16 protein-coding genes are annotated in these 19911 nt (G+C 69.4%); 1 reads left to right on the plus strand and 15 read right to left on the minus strand.

All coding sequences use genetic code 11. The annotated features are described in order from the left end of the window. Positions 1-41: 41 nt before the first annotated feature. The gene (locus HYZ11_15120; GenBank protein MBI3128935.1) at positions 42-413 is read right to left on the minus strand and encodes a flagellar protein FlaG; all 372 of its coding nucleotides are present in this window, start codon (positions 411-413) and stop codon (positions 42-44) included. Between the two features lie 104 nt (positions 414-517). Beyond that, the gene (locus HYZ11_15125) at positions 518-2878 is read right to left on the minus strand and encodes a hypothetical protein (GenBank protein MBI3128936.1); all 2361 of its coding nucleotides are present in this window, start codon (positions 2876-2878) and stop codon (positions 518-520) included. Positions 2879-3431: 553 nt separating this feature from the next. Between HYZ11_15125 and HYZ11_15130 the strand changes: the two genes are divergently transcribed. Further along, positions 3432-5387: a tetratricopeptide repeat protein gene (locus HYZ11_15130; GenBank protein MBI3128937.1), complete on the plus strand. Its 1956-nt coding sequence runs from the start codon at positions 3432-3434 to the stop codon at positions 5385-5387. Between the two features lie 170 nt (positions 5388-5557). Here the strand turns inward: HYZ11_15130 and HYZ11_15135 are convergent, their stop codons facing one another. The 13 genes from HYZ11_15135 to HYZ11_15195 all read right to left on the minus strand — a co-directional run bounded on the left by HYZ11_15135 (position 5558) and on the right by HYZ11_15195 (position 19893). Beyond that, entirely contained in the window at positions 5558-5995 is a 438-nt protein-coding gene (locus tag HYZ11_15135; protein MBI3128938.1) for a flagellar assembly protein FliW, read from the minus strand. Further along, positions 5985-6242, minus strand: coding sequence for a carbon storage regulator CsrA (csrA, locus tag HYZ11_15140; protein ID MBI3128939.1), 258 nt, complete (start codon positions 6240-6242; stop codon positions 5985-5987). The genes HYZ11_15135 and csrA overlap by 11 nt, the downstream gene beginning before the upstream one ends. A gap of 208 nt (positions 6243-6450) precedes the next feature. After that, positions 6451-10134, minus strand: coding sequence for a hypothetical protein (locus HYZ11_15145; protein ID MBI3128940.1), 3684 nt, complete (start codon positions 10132-10134; stop codon positions 6451-6453). Positions 10135-10155: 21 nt separating this feature from the next. Further along, complete coding sequence (flgK, locus tag HYZ11_15150) at positions 10156-11931, minus strand: flagellar hook-associated protein FlgK (GenBank protein ID MBI3128941.1); 1776 nt, start codon at positions 11929-11931, stop codon at positions 10156-10158. Between the two features lie 222 nt (positions 11932-12153). Then, complete coding sequence (locus HYZ11_15155) at positions 12154-12660, minus strand: flagellar protein FlgN (protein MBI3128942.1); 507 nt, start codon at positions 12658-12660, stop codon at positions 12154-12156. After that, positions 12657-13073, minus strand: a complete 417-nt coding sequence (locus HYZ11_15160) for a rod-binding protein (GenBank protein ID MBI3128943.1) — start codon at positions 13071-13073, stop codon at positions 12657-12659. Before HYZ11_15160 ends, HYZ11_15155 begins: the two co-directional genes overlap by 4 nt. Before the next feature lie 15 nt (positions 13074-13088). Next, positions 13089-14213 (minus strand): flagellar basal body P-ring protein FlgI, encoded by a 1125-nt coding sequence (locus HYZ11_15165; GenBank protein MBI3128944.1) that lies wholly within the window; start codon positions 14211-14213, stop codon positions 13089-13091. 11 nt (positions 14214-14224) lie between these two features. Then, positions 14225-15007: a flagellar basal body L-ring protein FlgH gene (locus HYZ11_15170; GenBank protein MBI3128945.1), complete on the minus strand. Its 783-nt coding sequence runs from the start codon at positions 15005-15007 to the stop codon at positions 14225-14227. Between the two features lie 12 nt (positions 15008-15019). Next, positions 15020-15742 (minus strand): flagellar basal body P-ring formation protein FlgA, encoded by a 723-nt coding sequence (flgA, locus tag HYZ11_15175; protein ID MBI3128946.1) that lies wholly within the window; start codon positions 15740-15742, stop codon positions 15020-15022. A gap of 10 nt (positions 15743-15752) precedes the next feature. Next, entirely contained in the window at positions 15753-16541 is a 789-nt protein-coding gene (gene flgG, locus HYZ11_15180) for a flagellar basal-body rod protein FlgG (protein ID MBI3128947.1), read from the minus strand. Positions 16542-16566: 25 nt separating this feature from the next. Beyond that, complete coding sequence (locus tag HYZ11_15185; GenBank protein ID MBI3128948.1) at positions 16567-17322, minus strand: flagellar hook-basal body protein; 756 nt, start codon at positions 17320-17322, stop codon at positions 16567-16569. Positions 17323-17547: 225 nt separating this feature from the next. After that, positions 17548-17850 carry an EscU/YscU/HrcU family type III secretion system export apparatus switch protein gene (locus HYZ11_15190; GenBank protein MBI3128949.1) on the minus strand — a complete coding sequence of 101 codons (303 nt, stop codon included), beginning with the start codon at positions 17848-17850 and terminating at the stop codon, positions 17548-17550. A gap of 207 nt (positions 17851-18057) precedes the next feature. Beyond that, positions 18058-19893 (minus strand): flagellar hook-length control protein FliK, encoded by a 1836-nt coding sequence (locus HYZ11_15195; GenBank protein ID MBI3128950.1) that lies wholly within the window; start codon positions 19891-19893, stop codon positions 18058-18060. Between the last annotated feature and the right edge of the window lie 18 nt (positions 19894-19911).

Genomic DNA, 19911 nt, shown 5'->3' on the forward strand with positions numbered 1-19911 from the left:
CGGGGGCGCCCGGAGGCGCCCCCGCCACTCCGGAGTCTCGATCAGACCTGCTCGTCCAGCAAAACGCCGCTCGGGCTGGCCGCCTTGAGCTGCTCGGCCATGAACAAAATTCCCTCGGGCGGGAACTGGCGGATCAATTTGCCCGTCCCGCTGTGATAGATCGAGAAAACGAAGGAGCGCGTCTCCTCGTCCACCGAAACCTCGACCCGGAATCGGTTCACGTCCAGCCGCTCGCTCAGTTCCCTGGCCAGGGCCTTCGCCTCCGTCCCGGAGATCTGGACGGGAGGAGCCGGATTCTGCTGAACGGGAGGGCCCGCCTGCGGCCCTCCCCCGGTGGAGAGTGGAGCAACGACCGTGGGTGCCGGTCTGGGCTCGCCGGAGGCAACCGGGGCAATCACGTTGCCTTCTATCATGATGTATCCCCCCGGATGTCCGCCTCCCGGGGGCCGGGACCTCCCTGGCCCCGGCCCCCCGCGGAGGCGCTGTTACTGCCTTCTGCTAGATGCGGCCTCTCTCCTTACCGGAGGAGCTGGAGCACCGCCTGCGGGATGGCGTTGGCCTGCGTCAGGATGGCCGTGCCCGCCTGCAGGAGGATCTGGTTCCGGGTGAACTGCACGGTCTCGTCCGCGAAGTCCGCGTCCCGGATGGAGCTCTCGGCGGCCGCCAGGTTCTCCTGGGCCACGCCCAGGCTCGCGATGTTCGACTCGAGGACGTTCGCCTGGAAGGCGCCCAAGTTGCCGCGCAGTGTGGTGATCTGGTTGATGGCGTCGTCCACCAGCTTCAGCGCGTCGTTCGCCCCGTCCACCGTGGTCACGTCGATGTCGGAGATGCTCTTGGCCGTGGTCAGGAGCCCCGTGGCCTTGAGGCCCAGCTTGTTGGCCCGCACGTCGTCGAGGGCCTGCTTGACGGTCTGGCCCGAGTTGGCGCCCACCTGGAAGACGAGCGAGTCCTGGGTCGCGGTGACCTTGATCCCCGTCTTGGTGGCCGTGCCCGTGAACTTGACCTGAATCCCGTCGGCGTTGTCGCCGGCCGAGGTCAACGTCAGGAACTGGCCCGAGCCCGAAGCGGTCACGCCGTTGATGGTGCCGGCCACGTCCTTCCCGGTGACGGAGACGTTGCTCGTCCCGATCCCCAGGTGGAAGGGCAGCGCGGCCGCCTTGGTGGACTTGACCTTGGTCGTGACCGAGCCGAACTCGTTGTTGGTGACGGTGAGCTCGTTCTTGTCGCTCGAGGCGGTGTCGGCCTTGAAGGCGGCCTTGGCCTCGATCTCCTCGGCCGTCAAGGACGAGTTGATCAGGGACACGACCGAGGTCAGCGCCGTGCCGCTCGCGATCTCGACCACGGTGCTGTCGTTGACCGTGAGGGTCTCGCCCAGCACCTTGATGTCGGCCGCGGCCAGCCCCTGCGCGCTGCCCAGGGTGGCCCGCTCGGTCGAGGCCAGGTCCACCGGCGCGTTGAAGGTCGCGAGGGTGTTGAAGCCGAACTGACCGGCGGCGCCGCCACTCTGGACGGTCGCGCCGCCGATGGAGGCGATCACGTCGAGCTTGCCGGCGTTGTCGGCGAAGTGGACGAACCGGCCGACGGTCGTGCCGGCCAGGGCCGCGACGAGGTCCGCCGCGTTGACCGCGCCGTTGGCTGTCACGGTGATGACGGCGGTCGCCGTGGCCTCGGTGAACGCCACGTCGAGGTCGGAGATGTCGGTTCCCGTCAGGTTGTTCTGGGTGGCCAGGCCGGCCGCGGCGAGGGCCGCGCCCAGGGCCGCGCTCTGGGCCGAATCCAGCGTGCCGGAGGCGAACGCCGCGGCGAAGTCGATGGTGAGGGTCCCGGTCTCAGTGTTGGCGAACGCGACGGCCGCGTTGCCCTGAAGCGTGTTGGTGTTGGCCGTGAAGCCCCCGTCGCCGCCCACGGCGCCCGCGGTGGAGCTGTTGATGGTGAGGTCCCGGACGTCGAACACCAGGCCCGCGAAGAGGCCCGAGAGCTTGAACTTCTCGGCGTCGGCCGAGTCCTCGTTGAACTCGATGGCCTTGCCCAGCTTGGTCCCGTTCAGGGCGTCGGTGAGCTTCGAGTCGATGGCGTTGGCCGTGAAGTTGCCCGCCGCCTGGTCGATGGCCACGCTGGCCGTGGCGGTCGTCTTGTCGAACTTGACCGTGACGCCCGAGACGGTCGAGTCGTCCCCCACGCCGGCGTCGGCGAGGGACTGCCCCAGCGCGGCCCGCTCGGCGTCGGTCAGGGTGGAGGCCCCGAACTCGACCTGGAACGAGGCGAACTCGCTCGCGGCCAGGTTGATGTCGGCGTTGGCGGTTCCGGTCTCGAACTCGTTCTTGATGGTGAAGGTCTGGGTTCCCTTGGTCGCGGCCTGGGAGATGGCCACGTCGAAGGTGCCGGCCACGGTCTTGGTGGTGCCCTTGACGAACTGGAGCTCCACGTCGTTCGTGGAGCCCCGCACCCCCGAGGAGCCGTTCAGGAGCTTGATCTTGCCGAACTGGGTGGTGTTCGCGATACGGTTGATGGACTCGACCGAGGAGGCGATCTGCGTCTGGTCGGCGGCCCGGGCCACGGCGTCGGAGGCGCCGGTGTTCAGGGCGTCCAGCGCCAGGGTGCGGATGGAGCGGACCTGCTTGAGCAACTCGTCCAGCGCGGCCTCAGCGGTCTTGACCAGGTTGACGGCGTTGTTGGAGTTCCGGATGGCCTGGCCGAGGCCGGCGACCTGGGCGCGCAGGTTCTCGCTGATGATCAGGCCGGCCGGGTCGTCGGCGGCCCGGTTGATCCGGAAGCCCGAGGAGAGCCGCTCGAGGGATTTGGACATCGAGCCGTCCGTGATCCGCAGGTTCCGGGCCGCGTTCAGCGCGGCGATGTTCTGGTTGATCCGAAGGCCCATCTACCTATCCTCCTTGATGGTGGTGAGGGCGGGCTTCCTTGCCCGCCGTCCGGGATGTTTCCGGTTCTTCCAGCTGATTCCTACGCCGAACGTCACCTCTTTCTCGCCTTCCTCCTCTTTGGGTGGGACCGCATACAAGATTACGGGTCCCTTATCGCCACGCTGGGGTTCAACCTTTAGGGGAGGAGGCAAGATTTCTGCGGAAAAGGCGCTGCCGGGCCGGTAGCAGTCCCAATCCGCGGCGGATTCATCTTGTCATTCCGAGCCCTTCGGAATAACAAGAACAGGGCCGGGATGAAGGGATTTGGGCCGGAAAAGGCTCATGGCGGCAGGGCCATCCACCGTAGAGATTTTGGGAAGGGGAGACAACCAGAAGACGATAATAAGACGAATACCCGATGCGCTCTCGTGGCAAAAATTTCCGGGTTTCGCTGACTATTTGTTAGGAAAATCGGGTCATTTTCCAGAAAATTCTCGGCACCAAAATTGCTTGAAAATTCATGGATTATGAAATAAGAGGACCTTCCGCTCCCCCATCGTGAAGGAGCACTTTGTGACCGGGAAGCAGGCCACCTTGACCCCGCGGACCAGCCCCCAGGCAGGCTCGCAGCCTTCGCCCGCCCCCTCCCCCGCGAAGCTGGAGGAGGACGCCCAGAGCCTTCTCCGGGCCGGGGATCTCGATGGGGCCGAGCGCCTTCTCCGCAGGATTCTAGAGGCCCAGCCGGACAGCGCGTTCGCGCTGCACCATCTGGGGGTCGCCGCCTTCCTGCGGCGGGACCTTGAAACGGCACTCTCTCTCCAGAGCCGATCCGTCGCGCGGAATCCCCACGTCCCCGACTACCTCTACAACCTGGGGCTGGTCTTCCTGCATATGGGCCGCCGCGACGAGGCGGGCCAGTGCTTCGAAAAAGCGCTCCAACTGCAGCCCGGCCACGCGGCCGCGCTCAACAACATGGGCGTGCTCCACCTCGATTCGGGCCGCTTCCGGGAGGCGGAGGGCTATTTCCGCAAAGCCCTCGCCGCGGACTCCGGCTATTTCCACTCCCTCAAGAACATGGGCACTGTCTTGAAGCGCCTGGGCCGCCACGCCGAAGCCATCGAGGCCTACGAGGCCCTCCTCCGCATCCGGCCGGACGACCCGGACGCTTCACACGTCCTCGCGGCCCTGCGGGGGGAGGCCACCCAGACGGCGCCCAAGGCGTACGTCGCCAGCCTCTTCGACAGCTACGCCGACCGTTTCGAGGAGCATCTGATCGGGAGCCTGCGCTACCGTACGCCCGCGCTGCTGCGGGAGGCCGTTGGAAGAGTGGCCAAGGTGGAGAAGGCTTCCTGGCGGGTGCTGGACATGGGTTGCGGGACGGGCCTGTGCGGCCCCCTGTTCCGGGGCCTGGCCGCCCGGCTGGACGGCGTGGACCTCTCCCCCCGCATGATCGAGAAGGCGCGCGAGAAGGGCGTGTATGACCATCTCTCGGCGGGCGACCTCGTGGACGCGCTCCGCGCCGAAAGGGGAGCCTTGGACCTGGCGTGCGCCGCGGACGTTCTCATCTATGCCGGCGACCTGGCGCCTGTTTTCGGGGCCGCTCACGGCGCCCTCAAGGACGGGGGGCTGCTCGCATTCTCGGTCGAATCGTTCGCCGGCGAGGGCTTCTTCCTCCGCTCGTCTGGACGCTATTCGCACTCGAAAGGATACATCGGCTGCCTGGCGGAAAAGCATGGCTTCTCCGTGGCTCTCTGCGAGGAGTGTGTCATCCGCGTCGAGGGCAAGCATCCCGTCGCGGGCCACATTTATGTCCTCCGAAAAGGCGCGGGAGCCCACGGGGAGGCGGAGGTGCAGGTGGACTTCGACCCCTCGAACATCCCGGAAGCTCTCAAAGCCGCCCTTCTCCATCATCAAGCCGGCCAGCTCGCGCACGCGGAGGCGCTCTTGAGACTCATCCTCCGCCATGAGCCCCAGCATCCGGACGCACTCCATTCCCTGGGCCTCATCGCCTATCAGACGGGGCACTTCGACGCGGCGCATGATCTGATGAGCCAAGCCATCGCCCTCAAGCCGGCCTCCGCTCCCTGCTACGCCCACCTGGGCCTCGTTCTCCACGCCCAGGGGAAGATGGGGCAAGCCGAGGCGTCCCTGCTCAAGGCACTGGAGATCAATCCCTTCTCCGGGGACGCGATGAACAACCTGGGCAACCTGCTGACCGCTCAGGGCCAGCTGGAAGAGGCTGAAAGGCTCTACCTGCGTGCGGTCTCCGTTCACCCGGCATTCACCGAGGCCCACAACAACCTGGGCGTCGTTCAGGCGGCGCTGGGCAAGGGCGAGAAGGCCGAGGCGAGCTACCGCCAGGCCGCCGAGCTGAACCCGGAGTACCCAGAGGCCCACCGCAACCTGGCCGCCCTCTTCCAGGGGCAGGGGCGGCACGAAGAGGCGGCGGCTTGCTGGCGGCGGCTCCTCAAGCTCCGGCCCGATGACGCAGGCGCCCGGGCGCAGCTGGCCGAATGCGAGGGGAAATAGCGCGGCGATTGGCGGGCCGCCCCTACGGATCCCGTCGTCCGCTTTTCATCTGTAGGGGCGAGGCATGCCTCGCCCCTACGTATTTTCAGGGACAATCCATCGAATGGACGAAGGGAATTCGTAGGGGCATATCGCACCTACAGAGCAGGGCCTATTGGTCTGTTCTTGATCTACCGCTTCGAGAGGGAGGGCAGGATCGGGTGGCGCAGGGCGAAGCGCTCCTCGTCCAGGACGAGCTGCACGCCCTGGCGGGTCTTGGGGTGGAACAGGAGCGGGCCCTTGAGGTTGGCGCTCATCTCCTGGGGGTCGTCGGGGATGGTGACGATGGCCAGGGCCTCCGCCTCGCCCGGCGCGGCGCCCAGCCGCTCGAAGGCGGCCGCGGGCAGCTCCGCCCGGTAGCCCGGCACGAGCCACTCGGGGTCCAGGACGATGAAGGCGAGCGAGGGCTCGTCCACCGACTGGAACCACTTGAAGGGGGGACCCCCCTCCCCGCTCTCGATGAGCAGGAAGCGCTTGAGCAAGGGGAAGCCCACCAGGCCCTCGGCGAGGCGGTAGAGCCTCTCCTCGGCCAGGTCGAGGGCGCCGAAGCGCGTCGTCTCAACCCGCATCCCCGCCCCCTCCGGAGCGGATGCGGGACCAAAGGCTGGAGACTTTACTGAGGGCATCGGCCGGCACCTGAGAGGCGCGGCGGTTCTCCTCCTGGATGCGCTCGAAGATCTCGCCGCGGTAGATCTTCGTGTCGCCGGGCGCCTCGACCCCGAGGCGCACCTGCCGTCCCTTCACCTCGACGACGACCACGCGAACCTGGTCGCCGACCATGATGCTTTCCCCGATCTTGCGGGTCAGGATGAGCACGCGGCCCCTCTTCCGCCGGCCGGCGGGCGCCTGCCCCGAGCCTGGAAGCCGGCGGAACCGCGCTCAAAGATGACACAACGCCCTCTCCCGGCACAAGGCGGCCGGCCGGACCCAAGCGGCGGACCTGCTCTTTGTTCCGTAGGGGCGAGGCATGCCTCGCCCCTACATAGGTGAACGACAGGAAATGGCCAATCAAGGCGTCATCCCCCTATCGCAGGAAGTCGAGGAGCTGCACCTGGAGGATCTGCGCGCTCGAGGCCAGGGCCGCCTGGAGGGTGTTCTGGAAGATCGAGAACCTCGTCATGGCCTCGACGATGTCCGCGTCCTCGACGCTGGAGAGGACCTCGGTGAAGGAGACCTGCACCTCCTCCTGCTGCGCCTTGAAGCGGTCGAACTGCTGGGTCACCTGCCCCACCTTGACCTGGGCCAGTCCCACCCGCTCCAGCCCGTCGGTGAACACGTCGAGGGTGCGGGCGATGGTCTCGCCGTCGTTCCGCAGGAGGGCCTCCTCGAGCGTCTGGAGCAGGCCCAGGAGGTTGTTCGCCCCCTGGAAGCCGAGCTCCTGGGCCGAGCGCCCCGACACGTCGGTGATGAGCGCGCTCTTGGAGGAATCGAGCGAGCGGAACCGCAGGTGCTGCCCGTCCGCGCTGATGGAGGCCTCGGCCGTCCCCGCCGCTCCGGTATTGATGGCCGAGAGGAGGTCCGCGACCGTGATCTTCCCGCCGAGCGCCAGATTCACCTCGGCTCCCCCCACATCCACCGTGCCGAGGAGGATGCCCGCCCCGTCCCGCGTCGCGGAGACGAGGGTGCGGGAGGAGACGGCGGGGTCGACGTCCAGCCCCACGATGTCGCCCGGCACGTCCGCCTTGATGCCCAGGTCCGAGGCCGTGGTGGAGGTCCCCACCTCGCGGACGATGAGGTTCGACACCTGGGGCGAGTTGGTGTCCTTGAGGACGATGCGCTTCCCGTCCGCCGAGACGGAGGCCTTCACCCCGGTCGCCGTGGCTTCGATCTTGGTGAAGACATCGTCCACGGTCACCGCCGTCGAGAGGTCCACGGTGAAGGTCTGGCCGGCCCGGTTGGTGATGGAGATGGAGCCCGCCGCGACGCCCCGCCCGCCGTTCAGGTCCGCCAGCCGGGTGGAGTCGGCCGCCGCGCCCGCCCCGGCCGCCAGGTTGAGGGTGCCCAGGATGTCGGTGCCCCCAGCGGCGAGGGTGATGGAGGAGGCCGCGCCGAGGGCGGGCGAGGACACGGTGAAGGAGTCCTTGAAGGAAACGTTGAAATCCACCTTGGCCCCCGTCCGCGCGGCGTCGGAGGTGACCGTGGCGGCGAAGGGGCTCGCCGCCGTGAAACCCATCAGCGCCGCCAGCCCGCCCTGCGCGATGTCCACCCCGACGTTGGCGCCGGGGGAGCCCACCTGGATGGAGAACTTGTCGGCCACGGCGTTGTAGGTGACGGTGTAGCCCGCGCCCGGGGGAGTGGCCGAGGTGGACCCCGTGAGAACCGTGGAGGCGTTGATGGCGGCCTGGAGCTCGGTGGCGAGGGCGAAGCCGCTCTTGGTGCCCGCCGCGATGCTCACGGTGGCGGAGCGCACCCCCCCATCCTCCAGGATGCGGATGGAGGTGGCGCCCGCGGCCACCTGCTTGATCTGGTTGTTGACCCGCAGCTCGAGGATGCCCGCGAGGTCCTCGCCCGTGAACACCTTCTTCCCCGTCGCCGTCCCCAGGGCGCGCTGGCCCGCCTGCTGGGCCTGGCCCGTGTCGAGGAAGGTGTAGCTGGCCGGGCCGGCGTTCCCGAGGTCGTTGACCGTGCCGATCAGGCTGTCCTGCTGCTCGAAGTCCGTCCCCTCGAGGCCCGCCGCGCCGGTCGCCGCGTATTCGGTGTCGTCCAGCCGGTAGATCCGGTAGGAAACCGCTCCCGGCACCCGGTCGAAAGTGAAGTTGATGGCATTGTTGCCGGCGGTGACGGTGCGGGTGACGGGCGCGCTGTGGATGCTCTCCCCCGTCACGTCCACGGCGGAAACGGCGTACGCGTATTGCCGGCCCACCACAAGCGAGCCGCCGGGGGAGTTCAGCTCGGCCGTCGCCAGGCCCGACGCGGGCGCCGCCATGTTGGCGAGGATGGTGATGGAGGTGTTCGTCCCCCCGTCCACCTGGGCGGAGAAGGTGTCGTTCGTCCCCGAGATGATGTTGAAGGCGGTCTTGACGTTGGAGGTCACTTCCGCCGCCTGGGCCGAGTCCACCGTGAAGCCCAGGATGCCCGCCGCCGTGCTGAGCGGGTTCGTCGCGGCGCTCAAGACCTGGATCTTGTCCGGGGCCGTGCCCGAGGCCCGGAAGCTGAAGATGTCCTTGGCGGTGTCGTAGGCGACTTTCACGCCGGTGGCCGTGGCGTCCGAGGTGACCGAGGCGGCCGCCGCCCCGGAGGCCGTGAAGCCCATCAGCCCGGCGAGGCCGCCCTGGGCGGTGTCCACCTGCATCTCGGTGACGGGCGAGCCGGCCGTGATGGTGAATTTGTCGGCGAAGGGATCGTAGGCCACCGTGTAGCCCGCGCCGCCCCCCGCCGTGGAGCCCGAGAGGGCCGCCGAGGCGTTGATGGCCGTCTGGAGCTCGGAGGCGAGCGCGAGGCCCGTCTTGAGGCCGGTGGCGACGGTGATATCCGCCGAGCGCAGGCCGTTGCCCTCGACGATGCGGATGGTCCGGGTAGCGTTCGTGACCTCCTTCAGGCTGTTGTTGACGCGGAGCTGGACCAGGCTGGCCAGCTGCGTCCCGCTGAAGGTCCGCGAGGCGCTCGACGTGCCGAGCGCCCGCTGCCCCGCCTGCTGGGCCTGGCCGGTGTCGGTAAAGGTGTAGCTGGCGGGCCCCGAGGGGCCCTGGTCGAACACGGTCCCGATGAGGCTGTCCTGCTGCTCGAAGTCGGTGCCTTCGAGGCCCGCCGCTCCGGTCGCCGCGTACTCAGTGTCGTCCAGCCGGTAGATGCGGTAGGAGACCGCCCCGGCCACGCGGTCGAAGGAGAAGTTGACCGCGTTGTTCCCGGCTCCCACCGGGCGGGTGACGGGGGCGCTGTGGATGCTCTCCCCCGTCGAGTCCACCGCCGAGACGACATAGGCGTACTCGCGCCCCACAGTGAGACCTCCCCCCGCCACGTTCAGGTCCACGGCGCCCAGGCCGGCCGCCGGCGCCCCCATGTCGGCGGCGAAGGTGACGGGGATGACCGTCCCGGAGGGGGAGGATTTGACGGCGATGGCGTTGTTCGCGTCGGCGCCCGCGGTGTCGATGAGATAGCGGTCGCTGACGGCCGCCGTGCTCTTGGAAAGGGCCGAGATGCGGTAGAGGTCCGGGTTCAGGCCGGTCGTCAGGAATTCCGTCCCCGCCACGTTGAGGGCGCTCGGGTTGGCGATGCCCAGGTTGATGAGGAGGGCCGCGTCGTTCCCGAGATAGGCGCCGTCCGCGGTGAAGGGACGGGTGGTGACGGCCGTGCCGGCGAAGATGAAGCGCCCGCCCACCTGGGTGTTCGCGAGCTCGAGGATGCTGTCCCGGATGCGCGCCACCTGGGCGGCCGTGGCCGCGCGCGTGGTGGCGTCGGCCGGGGCGCCCGCCTGGCCGATGGCCAGGGTGCGCGCCTCTCCCACGAGGGAGCGGATGCTGGCGAGCGTCTGGTCGGTGACGTTCAGGGCGCCCTTCGAGGCGTCGATGTTCTTGCGGAACTGGACGCTGTCGCTGATCAGGGCGCGCAGGCTCGTCACCTTGGAGAAGCCCGCCGGGTCGTCCGAGGGCCGGAGGAGCTGCTTGCCGGTGACAATCTGCTCCTGGACCCTCTGCACGCGGTCCAGGCTGGTCAGGATGTTACGCAGCGCTACAGAAAAGCGCTGCGCCGCCGTCACCCGAGCCACCATGCCTCAGCCTCCCGCGATGCGCTAGACGATCTCGATGATGTCCTGGAGAAGCTGCGAGGTGATGGACATCATCCGGGCCGTCGCGCCGAAGTTCTGCTGGTAACGGACGATGTTCGACAGCTCCTCGTCGATGGACACTCCGGCCACGCTCTCGCGGGCCTCCTTCAGGGTGTCGGCGAACTGCTCCGTCAGGTTCTCCCGCCCCCGCACGTCCCGGGCCTCGGTGCCGAAGGTCGAGAGGATGGAGCTCAGGTTGTCGCCGAGGGTCGAGGAGCGGCGCTGCGCCACCGCGCGCCCCCGCAGGTCGGCCACGGCCAGGATGTTCGTGTTGTCGGCCGGGAAGCCCGGCATGCCCGCCGCCGCCACCTTGCTGATGTCGCCCAGGACGACGGGGTTGACCGCGATGGTCCGCGCCACGTCCTTCCGGACCGAGACGGTGAAGGAGTCGTCCTTCTGGGGTGTGCCCGCGAAGTTCTGGATGGTCACCCGGAGCCCCTCGAACTCCACCGAAACCTGGGTGCCCGAGTAGGCGAAGTCCACCACCGAGGCGTCGGTTCCGAAGGGCCCGCCGTTGAGCGAGACCTTCGTCGCGTCGAGCTTGAGGCCGGTCTCGGCGTCGATGACGTTGAAGCTGGTCGAGGAGGTGAACTTGATGGTGTACTTCGCCCCTGTGAGCGCCGTGGGGTCGAAGATGCGCGAGTCCGAGAGCACGGCCTGGGCCATCGGGTTGTTCGAGGCCTGGTCGCGGCTGTTCGTGCCCGAGGGGTCCACGCTGATCTTGAGCGGGTTGAAGAGGTCGAGATTGGTGCTGCCGTCCAGGCCGAAGCCCTGGCGGTGGATGATGTTGACCTCGTTGGTGATGGTCGCGGCGATGTTGTTGAGGTCGTCGAGGAGGCGCCCGATGGTGCCGTCCCGGAACTGGAGCAGGCCGCCGATCTGCCCGGTCGTGATGCGCGACGTGATGTCGGTGAGCTCCCCGCCCAGGCTCTCGAACTGCACCTGCTTCAGGGCGACGGGGGGGATGGTGCCCACCACGTTGTCGGGGTTCTCCACCGCCTTGAGCTTGGCCCCCTCGCCCTTCTGGACGATCGGGAAGCTCCGGCCCGCGATGACGAGGAAGGAGCCGTCCTGATCCTCGATGGCGGTGACGCCGACCAGCTCGCTCATGCGCTCCAGGACCCGCTGGCGCTCGTCGCGCAAGTCGTTGGCCGAGTGCTGCCCGGCCTCGGCCACCTGGATGCGCGCGTTCAGGTCGGCCATGCGCCCGACGAGGTCGTTCACCTCGGCGATGTTCCGGACGATGTCGCGGTCGGCCTGCACCTGGAGCTCCTGGAGGGAGCTGGCCGTGGTGTTGAACACCTGGGCGAGGTTGGAGGCCGCGTTCAGGAAGTCCGTCCGCTCGGGCGAGCCCTCGGGCCGCGCCGCGAGGGCCTCCGCCGTCGTGAAGAAGCGCACGAGGGCGCTGCTGATGCCCGTGCCCGAGGTGCCCTCGTTCAGGAAGGTCTCGGCCAGCCGCATGGCCTCGCCCCGGGCGCGGAAGGCCTCCAGCTCGGCCTTGATGTTCACGATCTGCCCGTTCAGGAAGCGGTCGGCCGCCTGCCGGATGGTCTCCACCCGGACGCCGGTGCCCAGGAAGCCGAAGCTGTGCTGGGTGGGCGGGGTGTTCGCGGAGATGGCCTCCTGGCGCGAGTATCCCTCCACGCCCGCGTTGGCGATGTTGTGGGCGATGGTCTGAAGGGCCACCTGATTCTGGCTCAGCGCGTTCTTCCCCAGGTTCAGGATGGATTGAAGGCCCATCGGCTCCTCCGCTTCCCCAAGACCGAACCAAATTGCGGATTCACGCCCCCGCCCAAAAGGCTGCCAGGGAATTCACGATGCCCCTTCCCCTCTCCCCTCGGGAGAGGGGAAGGGGGTGAGGGAAGTTGCTCGCGCCGCCTCGTCCACCCTCACCCCGGCCCTCTCCCAGAGGGAGAGGGAGAACTGCCTCCGGCCCTGAGGAGAAGGGGCCGGGATTCCCCCCTAGATGGCTTGCCGGAGGAAATCCCCCGGGGCCTTGCTGGGCGCGCCCTTGCGGCCGCCGCGCCCGTAGACCGAAGGCCCGGAGATGATCTCCTTGAGGTGCTCCATGATCCCGTTCATCGTGCCGAGGAGGCCCTCGGCGAGGAACCGGTTGCCCTCGTTGTGCTCGTTCGCGCGCTCCACCGCCTCACGGAGCTGCAGGCGGACCTCCATGATCCGCCCCGCCCAGGGGGCAGGAGCCCGGCGCACCAGGTCGAGGAGGCGGAACTCCGCTCCGCCCGCGATGCCCTGCTCCCGGCCGATGGTGGCCGCGAGGCTCCCCCGCTCGATCTCGAGCTTCTGGATCCGCCCGATGAGGATGGCCTTGGCGCCGAGCTGCTCCTCGAGGCGGCTCATGTCCAGCGCCCGGATGGCCTCCCGCTCCTTCTCCAGCAGGACCGTGAGCTCCCCGTACAGGCGGGCCTCCTGCTCCAGGATCTCGACCAGGCGCGAAATCGCCTTCGTCATGGCTCCTTCTCCTCGCTCTCCGGCCCGGCCGGGGCCAAGGTCTTCGGGGGCTGGGCGCCCGCCGCCCGGGCGGCCGCCTTCTCGCCCGCCTGCCGCATCTGCTCGAAGAGGGGCCCCGCCAGGCCGATGCCCGGACCCTTGACCACTTCCTTGGACACGGCCTCGTCCAGCATCCCCTCGAACCACTCCCGCGCCATGCTCCGCTCGAAGACGCCGCCCTTGGGCATGGACTTCCGCATCTCCTTCAAGAGCAGGTTCACGAAGATGGCCTCGAACTCCTGGCTCGCCTTCCGCAGGGCCCGCTCGTCCCCCCCCTTCGCCGCCCGCCGCGCGAGCTCCGGCGCGCCGTCCCCCGGCTGGGGCATGGCCTGCTGGAGCTTGAGGCCGCTGAGGTTTGGGAATTCGGCCGGCATCCTGTCCTCCCGCCCCTAGAGGAGCGCGATCTCCGCGTCGAGAGCGCCCGCCGCCTTGAGCGCCTGCAGGATGGCGATCAGGTCGCGCGGGGCGACGCCGATGGCGTTGAGCCCCCGCACCACGTCGCCGATGCTCACCGTCCGGGCCAGGACGACCATGTTCCGCTTCTCCTGCTTGACCGTGACCTCCGAGCGGGGCACCACCACCGTGGCGGCCCCCTCGGGCGCGAACGCCCCCGGCTGGGAGACCTGGGACTCCTCCCGGATCACGATGTTCAGGTTTCCGTGGCTGATGGCCACGGTGGAGATGCGCACGCTCTCGCCCATGACGATGGTGCCCGTCCGCTCGTTGATCACCACCCGCGCCCGCTGGTCGGTGGCCACCTCGATGCGCTCGAGCTGGGCCATGGCGTTCACCGCGCCGCCCGAGACCTTGGCGACGTCGACGTCCACGGTGCCGGAGTCGCGGGCGACGGCCGCGCCCTCGCCGAACGTCTGGTTGATGGCGGTCACCACACGGGCCACCGTGGTGAAGTCGGGCTGATGGAGGGCGAGCCGGATGCTCTTCTGCGCGGCGAAGTTCACCGGGATCTCCCGCTCCACCGAGGCGCCGCCGCTGATGGTGCCCACGGTGGGATGATTCCGCTTGACGGCCGTGCCGGTCCCGCCCTCGAAGGCGAAGCCGCCGCCGAGCGACACCGGGCCCTGGGCCACCGCGTACACCTCCCCATCCGCCCCCCGCAGGGGCGTGAGCAGGAGGGTGCCGCCGAGCAGGCTCTTGGCGTCGCCCACGGCCGAGACCGTCACGTCCAGGCGGGAGCCGCTCCGCGCGAAGGGCGGGAAGTCCGCCGTCACCATCACGGCCGCCACGTTCTTCACCTTGAAGGCGGTCGCCGGGATGTTGATTCCCAGCTTCTTGAGAAGGTTCGCCAGGCTCTGCGCCGTGAAGGAGGGGTCGTTGCCGTCGCCCGTGCCGTCCAGGCCCACGATCAGGCCGTAGCCGAGGAGCTGGTTGGAGCGCACCCCCGAGACGGAGGCCACGTCCTTCAACCGCGCCGCCCGGGCGCCGGCCGGCGCCGCCAGGGAGAGGGCGAGGAAGGCCGCGAGCAGCAGGCTCGCCCGGGTCATGGTTTTCCGCATCGAATCATCCCCTAGAAAGGCCAAAGGATGTTCACCGCCCGGCCGAGCCAGCCGGGCTGCTGGGCCTCGGCGAGAATGCCGTCGCCGGTGTAGACGATCCGGGCGTCCGCCAGATTCTTCGATTGGACGGTGTTGTTGGTGTCGATGTCCTCGGGGCGCACGATGCCGCTCACCGTCACGATGAGTGTCTCTTTGTGGGTGGTCAGCTCGCGGCGCCCCTCGATCAGAAGGTTTCCGTTCGGAAAGATCTCGACCACGCGGGCCCCGATGGTGGCGTTCATGGTGTCGGTGCGCTCGATCTCGCTCTCGCTCGTGAGGTCGTTCCGCGAGGTGGCGCGCAGGGTGTCGTCCTGGTTGAAGCGCCGCCCCCGGCCGCCGCTGGGGGTGGCCAGGATCTTCCCGTAGCCCGGGAGCGACGGGACCGTGAAAGCCAGGTCGGAGGAGCGCTTGTTCTCGGTGTCCGCCTCTTTCTTGGCGTTGGAGGACTCGTTGATCACCACCGTGAGCACGTCCCCGACCCGCATGGCCCGGCGGTCATGGAAGAGGAAGGGGCTCGTATCGCTCCAGAGGGAGGCCCGGCTGGCGGCGGCCGTCTCGGTGGGCGCGGCGGAGGGCGGAGCCGTCACCCCGCGGCGGAAGGTCTCGACCCGGCGCACGGGCGCGCCCGGCGCCGCGGGATCGGTGCGGGCGGGCGGGGCGGGCTCTCCACCGCCGGCCGAGAACATGCCCCCGCATCCCCCGAAGGGGGCCGCCACCGCGAGAATCAGAAGCGCCTTCCCCAACCGGCTCCGCATATCCTCCCCCGCTCAGAAAAGAACTTCCACGGCCGCCTTTTCCACCACGCGGCCCTGGACCATCTTGTTGGAGTCGACGTTCAAGATGCGGATCGCCTCGCCCTTGCGGCCCGAATCGAGCGCCTTGCCCACCGCCGTCATCATCAGGCCGCCCCGGCGGGCGACGATCCGCACCAGGCTGCCCTGGCGGACGAGGTAGGGAAGCTCCACTTCGGCGGCGCGCACGGCCTCGCCCGGCGCCAGCGCCCGGCGCAGGCGCGCGCCCTCGAGATCCTCCATCCGGGTCAGGGCGTCCGGGGGCAGCGAGGCCAGGTCCTTGCGGCGCATCTCGAAGAAGGAGGCGTCCACCACCTGGTTCGCGCCGAGGGGCACGCGGGCCACGGGGACGCCGGCGTAGACCGCAATCTCGGCCGTCACCCAGAGCCTGCGCACCTCCGCGCCGGCCTCGTTCCGCACCACCACCATCAGCGGGGTGCGGCCCAGGAGCCGCCCCTGGGGCGGCAGCTCCGCCTCGAGCGAAACCCGCCCGGGAGGCAGGAGGACCCGCTGCCCCTGGAGCTGGACCGAGCGCACCTCGGCCCGGTCCGGGCCCGTGCCGAGCTGGGCCGCGACGAAGCGGCGCACCTCGGCCGCCACGTCCCCGGCGTCGAGAAAGCGCGGGGCCCCCTGGCCCTCCGCCGGCAGCGGGAGCGCCATCGAGAGGACGAGAGCGGCTGCGAGCAGCGTCTGGCGCATGATCCGTCCCTTACCGCTTGAGGTTGGCCACGACCTGGAGCATCTCGTCGCTGGTCTGGATGGCCTTGCTGTTGATCTCGTAGGCGCGCTGGGCCTCGATGAGGGCCACCAGCTCATCCACCACGCTGACGTTGGAGTTCTCGAGGAAGCCCTGGACGAGCGTCCCCAGGCCATTGACGCCCGGGTTGCCCGTGGTGGGGGCGCCCGAGGCCACTGTCTCGCCGAAGAGGTTGCGCCCCAGGGAGTTGAGGCCGCCCGGGTTGGGGAAACGGGCGAGCGTGATCTGGCCCGCCTGGGTCGGGGTGGTGGCCCCCGCCGTGAGGACGGAGACGGTGCCGTCCGTCCCCACGGTGATCTTGAGGGCGGTGGTCGGGATGGTGATGTTCGGCGAGAGGAGGAAGCCCTCGCTCGTCACGAGCCGGCCCGTGCTGTCGAGCTTGAAGGCGCCCGAGCGGGTGTAGGCCGTCTCGCCGCTGGGCCGGGTGATGACGAAGAAGCCCTCTCCCTCGACGGCGAGATCGAGCTCGTTGTCGGTGCGCTTGAACTCGCCCTCGGTGAAGATCTTCTGCGTGGCCGCGGGGCGCACGCCGGTGCCGATCTGGAGGCCGGTCGGGATCTGGTTGCCCTGCGCGGAGGGCGAGCCGGGAGGGATGATGGTCTCGTAGAGGAGCTCCTGGAAGTCCGCCCGGTGCTTCTTGAAGCCTACGGTGCTGACGTTCGCCAGGTTGTTGGCGATGACGTCGATGTTGATCTGCTGGGCCTGCATTCCGGTGGCGGCGGTGAACAGGGCGCGGATCAAGGTTCTGCCTCCTCAGGGGGCTGGATCAGGCGATCGACTGGGTCCGCCCCAGATCGTTGACTGCCCGGTCGCTCATGGAATCGAAGGACTGGAAGATCTTCTGGTATGCCTCGTACAGCCGGGCGGTTTCGATGAGGGCGACCATCTCCGAGATGGGCGAGACGTTCGAGAGCTCGAGCGAGCCCTGGACCAGCTGCGGCGCCGCCACGGGGGTGCCCTCTTCCCGGGGATCGATGGTGGAGAAGGCGGCCCCGTTCTGCTTGAACAGCTTGTAGGGCTTGGGGAAGTCCACCACTCGGATCCGGCCCGCCACCGCGTTCCCCACCATGACCTCGCCGGTCTGGCCGATGACGATCTTGTCCCCGGCCGGAAGGCGGATGGCCCTTCCCTCAACGCCGAGAACCGGGAAGCCATCGGCCGAGACGATCTCCCGGCTGCCGTTCAGGGCGAACTGCCCGGCCCGGGTGTAGCGGCGGCCCTCCGGGGTCTGGAGCACGAAAAAGCCGTCGCCGACGATGGAGACGTCAAGCGGGTTGGCCGTGTGCTGTGTCTTTCCGCCGGAATAGTTAATGAGGGTGGCCGCCCAGCGGGACTGCCGGACGAGGTCGCCGCCGAGGGGACGGATCTCGTCCGCCGGGGCTTCGGTCTGGTGAAGATCGAAGACGGGCCGCTCGGCCTTGAAGCCGACGGTGCTGGCGTTGGCCAGGTTGTTGGTCGCGATCTCGAGGTGGCGCTGCCGCAGGAGGGCGGCCGCGATCACGCTGTAGGCCCCTGGCTGCACCGCTCTCTCCTCCTCAAGCCCGCGACAGAGCCTTCGTCCCGGGGGCGGCCCGGGTGCTTTGCCTGGTGCTCAGAGCAAGAGATGTGCCAGGAGGGGCGCTTGGATCTGATGCCGGGAAATGCATTCAAATACAATTGGTTGTTACATTTGATTGATGTTGTTTCTAGGTCATGTCCGGCCCGACCGGCGGGCCCGGAACGATTTACCTATCCGAAACTTGACGGATTATGCAGCTTTTTCCTTCTTCCACTTTTCATTGACGAAGTACACGAAGGCCAGGATCTCGGCGATCACCTTGTACAGATCGGGCGGAATTTCGGCTTCCAGGTCGAGCTTTCCGAGGAGGCGGACCAGGTCCGAGTCCTCCCGGATGGGGATGTTGTGGATGCGGGCCAGCTCCAGGATGCGCTCGGCCACCTCTCCCCGGCCCTTGGCCACGAGGCGGGGGGCCTGCTCGAGCCGGGGCTCGTAGCGCAGGGCCACCGCCTCCATCGGGATGACCGGCAGCGGCCGGCGATGGGGCTCCATGAGAAAATCTCCTATTCCCTCAATCAGAAGCAGACGCGGAAGAAACCAACCCTTCCTAGCCGGGAAAATTGTCTTCCCCCTCCCCTCGGGAGGGGGAGGGAGCCACCCATGGGCTTTCCCCACCCCACACTCCCCGGAGGGGGAGGGAGAAGGCGGATGCTCTCCCCGGCTAATGTGCTCCCGGGGCCTCTTGGCCCCGATGAAACCTCACACCTTGAGGTCGATGAAGGGAGCGGCCCCCTCGGGGCCCGCCGCCTCGGGCGGCGCGGGGACGGCCGGCTCGGGCGTCACCTTCCCCTGGGCCCACGACACCCTCTCCACCTGGATCTGCTGGCTCTCGATGGCCTCCCGGAGCTTGGGCAGCTCGCCGTTCAGGAAGCGCCCTACGGGCTCGCTCGGGGTGGTGAAGCGCACCGAGGCCCGGCCGCGGGCCAGGGAGGCGTCCACCCGGAGGGGGCCCAGCCCCTCCAGCTCCAGGAGGAGGACGGCCGAGTAATTCTCCTTCCGGCCGCCCTTTTTCCCGGCCCCCCGATCCCCCCGCACCACCACGTCCATTGTCCCCCGCTCCCCGCCCAGGACATAGGGAATCTGGAGAAAGCTCCCCTGGTCCACGTGCTGGCGCAGGGCGTTGGCGGCGTTCAGGAAATCCAGCGAGGCCGCCGCCCGCCCGGCCCCCGCCCCCAGGGAAGCCAGGGCCGGGTCGTTCCGCCCGATCTCCCGCGCCGCCTGGAGGAAGCGCTGGAGGCTCTCCCGCAGCGATCCCTCCTCGGGCGCCCGGCCCGGGGCGTCCGCCTCCCGGCGGCCCGGCTCCCGCAGCGAGGTCTCGAACGCCTCCCGGACCCGCTCGGGCGTCAGCTCTCCCTCCCGCAGGACGAGCCGCTCGAGGGCCGCGTGGAGGCGCCCCGCCTCCCGGACGAGGGCGGGCTCCTCGCCGGGCGCCTCCCGAAGCTGGGCCAGTCCCTCGGCGAGCTGGAGGAGCCGGGGTCCGAAGCTGCGCTCCCCGGCCCCGCCCGAGGGGACCCACCTCCCCTCCCCTCCCCGGCTCCCCCAGGCGGGCGGGAGAAGCTGGAGGTCCAGCCGGGGCGCCGTCCCCCGCACCCAGAGCCGGACCGGATCGCCCGGCGAGAAGGCCCCCGAGGCCTCCTGGGGCCAGGGGACCTCCATCTCGAAGCCCGGGAAGCGGAGAAGGGCCGTCCGGGCGGGCGCCGCCACGGGTGGAGGGACTCCTTCCCGGCCTCCGCCCGGGAGCGCCTGGCCCGCCGCCCGCCCGCTGGCCTCGGGTTTCCCGTGGAACGCGGGATTGGGAGTCTCGGATGCGCGGGGGACGGCCTGGGGGAGCACCCGGAGGAGCACCCCTTCCAGCACGTTCCCCGGCTGGAGGGCTTGGAGGACCTGCTGGGAGGAAACCGGCGCCGCCCGGAAGGGCCCCGCCCGCAGGATGGCGGCCAGCCCCCCCTCCGCCGGGGGCGTGGACGCCCGGGGTCCCCCCCGCCCCAGCACCTGGAGGGAGAAGACGCCGCCGCCGTCCTGCCCCCGGACGAAGATGCGGTCCCCCGGCCGGGCGGGTGGATCGAGCTGGAAGGGCAGCGCCACCCCACCCAGGTTCACCCCGGCCGCCAGCCGGTTCGCGAAGGGGAGAACCTCCCCCGCCAGCACGCCCTTGCCCAGGAGCAGGCGCAGCGCGGGCGGGATCTCGGCCCCGGGCGCCAGCCGGATGGCCCCCGGGGAGGGAAGCTCCAGCTTGCCGCTCCCCTCGCCCGAGCGGGCGAGGATGCGGATCAGCGGGGCTTCATCCCCCCGACGGGGCACCAGCTCGGCCAGCACCCCCTCGCCCGGAAGGAGCTCGAGCCGGAGCTGCACGAGAATGTCGAGGCTTCCGGCGCTGAGCTGCACCGCGCCCGGCGGGGCGCCGGGCGGAGCGGCCCCGGCCACGGCCGCGAAAATCTCCCCCGGCGCGAACGGGAGCGCCTCCCCGGGCGGGACCGCCCCCGCCGGGGCGGGGGCGCCCTGGGGCGTGATCGGGATGGGGATGTCCGGCGTCATCGGCTGGAGAGGAAGGGG

Source organism: Candidatus Tectomicrobia bacterium (genome assembly GCA_016192135.1).
Taxonomy (GTDB): Bacteria; UBA8248; UBA8248; order UBA8248; family UBA8248; genus 2-12-FULL-69-37.

Bases quoted from the DNA above. Each gene is read 5' to 3' on its own strand.
- HYZ11_15125 (MBI3128936.1), bottom strand. From the start codon at position 2,878: ATGGGCCTTCGGATCAACCAGAACATCGCCGCGCTGAACGCGGCCCGG.
- flgK (MBI3128941.1), bottom strand. From the start codon at position 11,931: ATGGGCCTTCAATCCATCCTGAACCTGGGGAAGAACGCGCTGAGCCAG.
- HYZ11_15145 (MBI3128940.1), bottom strand. From the start codon at position 10,134: ATGGTGGCTCGGGTGACGGCGGCGCAGCGCTTTTCTGTAGCGCTGCGT.
- HYZ11_15165 (MBI3128944.1), bottom strand. From the start codon at position 14,213: ATGCGGAAAACCATGACCCGGGCGAGCCTGCTGCTCGCGGCCTTCCTC.
- HYZ11_15155 (MBI3128942.1), bottom strand. From the start codon at position 12,660: ATGACGAAGGCGATTTCGCGCCTGGTCGAGATCCTGGAGCAGGAGGCC.
- HYZ11_15135 (MBI3128938.1), bottom strand. From the start codon at position 5,995: ATGCGGGTTGAGACGACGCGCTTCGGCGCCCTCGACCTGGCCGAGGAG.
- HYZ11_15190 (MBI3128949.1), bottom strand. From the start codon at position 17,850: ATGGAGCCCCATCGCCGGCCGCTGCCGGTCATCCCGATGGAGGCGGTG.
- HYZ11_15160 (MBI3128943.1), bottom strand. From the start codon at position 13,073: ATGCCGGCCGAATTCCCAAACCTCAGCGGCCTCAAGCTCCAGCAGGCC.
- HYZ11_15120 (MBI3128935.1), bottom strand. From the start codon at position 413: ATGATAGAAGGCAACGTGATTGCCCCGGTTGCCTCCGGCGAGCCCAGA.
- HYZ11_15170 (MBI3128945.1), bottom strand. From the start codon at position 15,007: ATGCGGAGCCGGTTGGGGAAGGCGCTTCTGATTCTCGCGGTGGCGGCC.
- HYZ11_15195 (MBI3128950.1), bottom strand. From the start codon at position 19,893: ATGACGCCGGACATCCCCATCCCGATCACGCCCCAGGGCGCCCCCGCC.
- flgA (MBI3128946.1), bottom strand. From the start codon at position 15,742: ATGCGCCAGACGCTGCTCGCAGCCGCTCTCGTCCTCTCGATGGCGCTC.